At 75.3% G+C, this 4007-nt stretch carries 4 protein-coding genes; 3 read left to right on the top strand and 1 reads right to left on the bottom strand.

Features of this window, described 5'->3' with window-relative positions; translation table 11 throughout:
• On the top strand, positions 1-1513 hold a 1513-nt coding region (locus AA75_RS01635), incomplete at its 5' end, for an ATP-dependent RecD-like DNA helicase (RefSeq protein ID WP_033817855.1).
• A 132-nt stretch (positions 1514-1645) separates the two neighbouring features.
• Entirely contained in the window at positions 1646-2527 is an 882-nt protein-coding gene (locus tag AA75_RS01630; RefSeq protein ID WP_033817854.1) for an MBL fold metallo-hydrolase, read from the top strand.
• A 118-nt stretch (positions 2528-2645) separates the two neighbouring features.
• Here AA75_RS01630 and AA75_RS01625 read toward each other — a convergent pair whose 3' ends face one another.
• Positions 2646-3263 (bottom strand): hypothetical protein, encoded by a 618-nt coding sequence (locus tag AA75_RS01625; RefSeq protein WP_033817853.1) that lies wholly within the window; start codon positions 3261-3263, stop codon positions 2646-2648.
• Between the two features lie 387 nt (positions 3264-3650).
• Between AA75_RS01625 and AA75_RS01620 the strand changes: the two genes are divergently transcribed.
• Entirely contained in the window at positions 3651-3848 is a 198-nt protein-coding gene (locus AA75_RS01620) for a DUF5703 family protein (RefSeq protein WP_033817856.1), read from the top strand.
• Positions 3849-4007: the final 159 nt, after the last annotated feature.

The raw sequence follows: 4007 nt of genomic DNA, 5'->3' as shown, positions 1-4007 counted from the left end.
GCCGGACCCGGCCGCCGCCCTGCAGACGGTCGTGGTGGACGGCCTGGTGATGGCGTTCCAGGAGGAGCTCCCCGGCCGCCCCGGCGCCGACGACGAGGAGGAGCCGCCCACCCGGACCGTGCTGGCCCTGGAGCGTCTGGCGCTGGCCGAGGAGAGCCTGGCGGACGGCCTGGTCCGGGTGCTCTCCACCTTCACCCCCGGCACGGACGACGAGGCCGGCCAGGCTCAGGACGCACCGGAGCCGGCAGCGGAGCCGGCGGACCACGAGGAGCCGGAGGGGCCGGAGGACGCCGACGGGGAGCGCCCGGCCGTTGCCGCACCCCGCCCGGCGGCCTGGGCGGCCGCGGCCGAAGCGGCCCCGACCTCCTCCGCCACCGCTCTGATCCGGGCCGTCGCCGACGCCTCCCTGGTGGTCCACACCGGCGGTGAGGCGGCCCGGGCGGAGCCCGCCGCCCTGCTGGACGCCGCGCACCGCCTCGGGCTGCGGGCCTGGGCCGCCACCTGGACCGAGCAGGGCCGCGACAGCCTGGCCGGGCTGCTCCCCGGCTCCCCCGCCGCCGAGCGGGTGGCCGTGCTGTCCGAGCTGCTGTCCGGCGCCGCCGGTCCCGGCCGGGCCGAGGACGGCTCGCTCGCGCTGGACCTGCTGGTGGTCCTGGACTCGCCGCTGCTGGACGTCGAGCAGGCCGCCACCTTGCTGGAGGCGGTCGCCGACGGCACCCGCCTCGTCCTCAGCGGCGACCCCGGCCAGCTCTGGTCGGCCGGGCCCGGCCGGTTCTTCGCCGATCTGCTGGCCGCCAAGCTCTGCCCGGCGGTGGCCTCCCGGACGCCGGACTTCGGCCCGATCGGCGAGCTGGTCTCCGGCATCGGCATCGGCGAGCTGCTGACCGTCGAGGCGCCCGAGAAGGAGGTGGTGATCCTCGGGGCCAAGGACGGCGCCGAGGCGGTCCACCGTGCGGTGCAGCTGCTCGGTGACTCCATCCCGCGCGCGCTCGGCATCCCCGCCGAACAGACCGTGCTGCTCACCCCCGGGCACGGCGGCGACGCCGGCACCCGGGCGCTGAACGCGGCCGCCAAGGCCCGGCTGAACCCGGGCCCGGGCCGGTTCGGCGGCTTCGACCCGGGCGACCGGGTGGTGTTCTCGCCGTCCTTCGGTGTCGCCCGGCCCGGCCGGGTGCTCGACGGCGACGCGGCCGGCCTGCACCTGGAACTGGCGGACGGCGGGCGGGTGACGCTCTCCCCCGCCGAGGCCTCCGGACTGCGGCACGGCTGGGCGCTCACCGCGCACCAGGCCGTCGGGCGGCGGTGGCCGGCGGTGGTCGTCGTGCTGCCGCCGGACGCGGCGGCGGGTCTGACCAGACAGTGGGTCTACACCGCCTTCGGGCGGGCCGAGCGGCACCTGTCGGTGGTGCACGCGGCCGGGCAGGCGCTGGCGCAGGCCGTCGCCGAGCGTCCCGCCCAGCCGCGCGGCACCCGGCTGCGGGCCATCCTGGCCGAGCACGCCGAGCAGGCGTAGCGCACGGGCGGCCGGCGGTTCACCGCCGGCCGCCGCGCGCAGCGGCCCACCGGCGAGCCCCTCGGACTGTGGCCGAACTACACTGCCTCCTGGTCGGGGGGACCCCGGCCGCGACCAGACCCAGGGGGCACGATGGACAGCAGCACGGCCGACGCCCGGCCTATCGACTTCACGGCGGGGACGCCGCAGGCCCGCCCGCTGGACGTCGCCTGGATCCACGGATCGCCGTCGGCGAAGCACAACACCGACCCAGACATCCAGGTGCACGCCTACGACGAGCACACCTTCGTCCTGCGCCAGAACATGGCGGTCAACTACGAGGGGCCGTTCCTGTTCCTGCTCTTCGGCAACGAACGGGCCGTGCTGATCGACACCGGCGCGACCGAGTCCGCCGAGTTCTTCCCGCTGCGGCGGGTCGTCGACGAGCTGGTCGGGCAGTGGCTGGCCGCGCACCCCCGCGACGGCTACGGGCTGCTGGTGCTGCACTCGCACGCGCACGGCGACCACGTCGCGGGCGACGCCCAGTTCGCCGGGCGGCCGGACACCGTGGTGGTACCGGCCGCGCCGGAGAGCGTGCGGGAGTTCTTCGGCTTCACCGAGGACCCCGACCGGGTGGCCCTGGTCGACCTCGGCGGCCGGGTGCTGGAGTGCCTGGCCACCCCGGGCCACCACGCGGCCGCCGTCACCTACTACGACCCGCCGACCGGTCTGCTGTTCACCGGCGACACCGTGTACCCGGGACGCCTGTACGTCTCGGACTGGGCCGCCTTCGGCCGGTCCATCGACCGGCTGATCGCGTTCGCGGCCGACCGTCCCGTCACCCACCTGCTCGGCTGCCACATCGAGATGACCACCGAGCCGGGCGTGGACTACCCGATCCGGACCACCTACCAGCCCGACGAGCCGCCGCTGGAACTGCCCGTCGGCCGTCTCCTGGACATCCGCCGGGCGATCGACGAGATCGGCGACCGGGACGGCCGGCACCCCCACCCGGACTTCGTCATCTGCCGCTGAGCCGGGCCGGCGCCGGCCGTGGGCGTGGCCGGCCGGCCGGCCGGAGCAGCGGTGAGGGGCGGGGACGCGACTGCCGGCGTCCCCGCCCCTCACCGTGCGGCCTGCGCCGCTGCCGCTGTCAGAGCTCCGCTTCGAAGCCGTCCAGCTCGTCGTCGTAGACCTCGCTGACGTCGAAGCGGCAGATCAGCAGCTGCGGGTCGAGGCCGTCGAAGGGCTCCGGCAGCCACTCGCCGGGTTCGGCCGGGTCGGTGGCCGACACCCAGAGCGTGGAGTCGCCCTCCTCCAGGCCGAACTCCTCCGCCCTGGCAGCGATCTCGTCCGGCTCGTACTCGCCGAACAGCACCCCGATGGCGGCCGTCACGGCGTCCCCGGACCCGCCGCCCGGGGTGAGGCTGCTGTCCACCCGTTCGGCCTGGGACCGCAGCCGGGACGGGTCGGCGACCAGGTAGTCGCGGCGGATCAGCACGCTGATCGCCTCGGGCTGGTCGGGGCCGTGGTAGGCACCGCCGGCCTCGTCGCCGGGGACTTCGAAGGGGGTGACCTCGTCGTAGGCCTCGTAGAGAAGTTGATCGTAGGCGATGGCCGCCGCGGCGAGCTCCTCGTAGGCAGTGACCACAGCGGGTTCGCCGGCTTCGGTGGCGCTCGAAACTGCTTCCAGGTGGCGATCGATTGCGGCCTTGACCGCCTCGGCGGCGGCGCGTACCTCGTTGACGGTGAGCTGCGCGGCATCAGACATGGTGCAGACGCTATCCCCACCCGGCGGCGACACGCACAGCGGTTGTCACCTACAGCCGTTAATTCCGGGCAAGTTACCCCCCGATGTCCGATCCGCTCCGTTCTGTTCCGGAGCGGACCTCGGGCGGAACGGGTGATTCCGGGGGTCGGCGGCCCACCTCGGGGTATCTCGTCCACAGTCGAAAACTGATGGACGATCAGCCCGGACCGACGGCAGGCTCGGCGGACGACCGGGACACCGGACGGCCGGCGGCCCGGCGGACGGGTGCGCGGAAGGGAACACGATCCGCCCGAGGGCCGTACCGCCCGGGCCGGGCAGGTTGTCCGCGGCAGGCTCTAGGCTTGCCGACAGCCGAAACGCAGGAGGAGAGACTTGACGCCACCCAAGCTGACCCGGCAGCCGGAGTACGAGTACCAGTCCCTGCGGCTGCCGCGCGGGACCACCCGCAACGCGGCCCGCCAGCTGCTCACCGAGCACGCCGAGTACGGGCACTGGGAGCTGGACCGTCTGCGGCTGTTCCCGGACGGCAGCCGGACCGTCCTGCTCCGGCGCCGGATCATCCGGCAGGTGCGCAGCAGCTGGTAGCCCGGCGGCCGAGGCCGTGGTGGCCCGGCGGCCGCGCCCGCACGGCGCACCCGGGGCCCGCAGCGCCCGGTGCCCGTAGCGGCCGGTGCCCGCAGCCGCGAGGGGACGGCTGCGGGCACGCGACGGGGTCCGTCAGGCCCCTGCGGGCGCGGTCAGGCC

Source organism: Kitasatospora sp. MBT63 (assembly GCF_000710465.2).
GTDB lineage: Bacteria > Actinomycetota > Actinomycetes > Streptomycetales > Streptomycetaceae > Kitasatospora.
Note: the sequence above shows the minus strand (reverse complement) of the source record. Positions and strands in the feature narration are given on the sequence as shown.

Bases quoted from the DNA above. Each gene is read 5' to 3' on its own strand.
- AA75_RS01630 (WP_033817854.1), top strand. From the start codon at position 1,646: ATGGACAGCAGCACGGCCGACGCCCGGCCTATCGACTTCACGGCGGGG.
- AA75_RS01625 (WP_033817853.1), bottom strand. From the start codon at position 3,263: ATGTCTGATGCCGCGCAGCTCACCGTCAACGAGGTACGCGCCGCCGCC.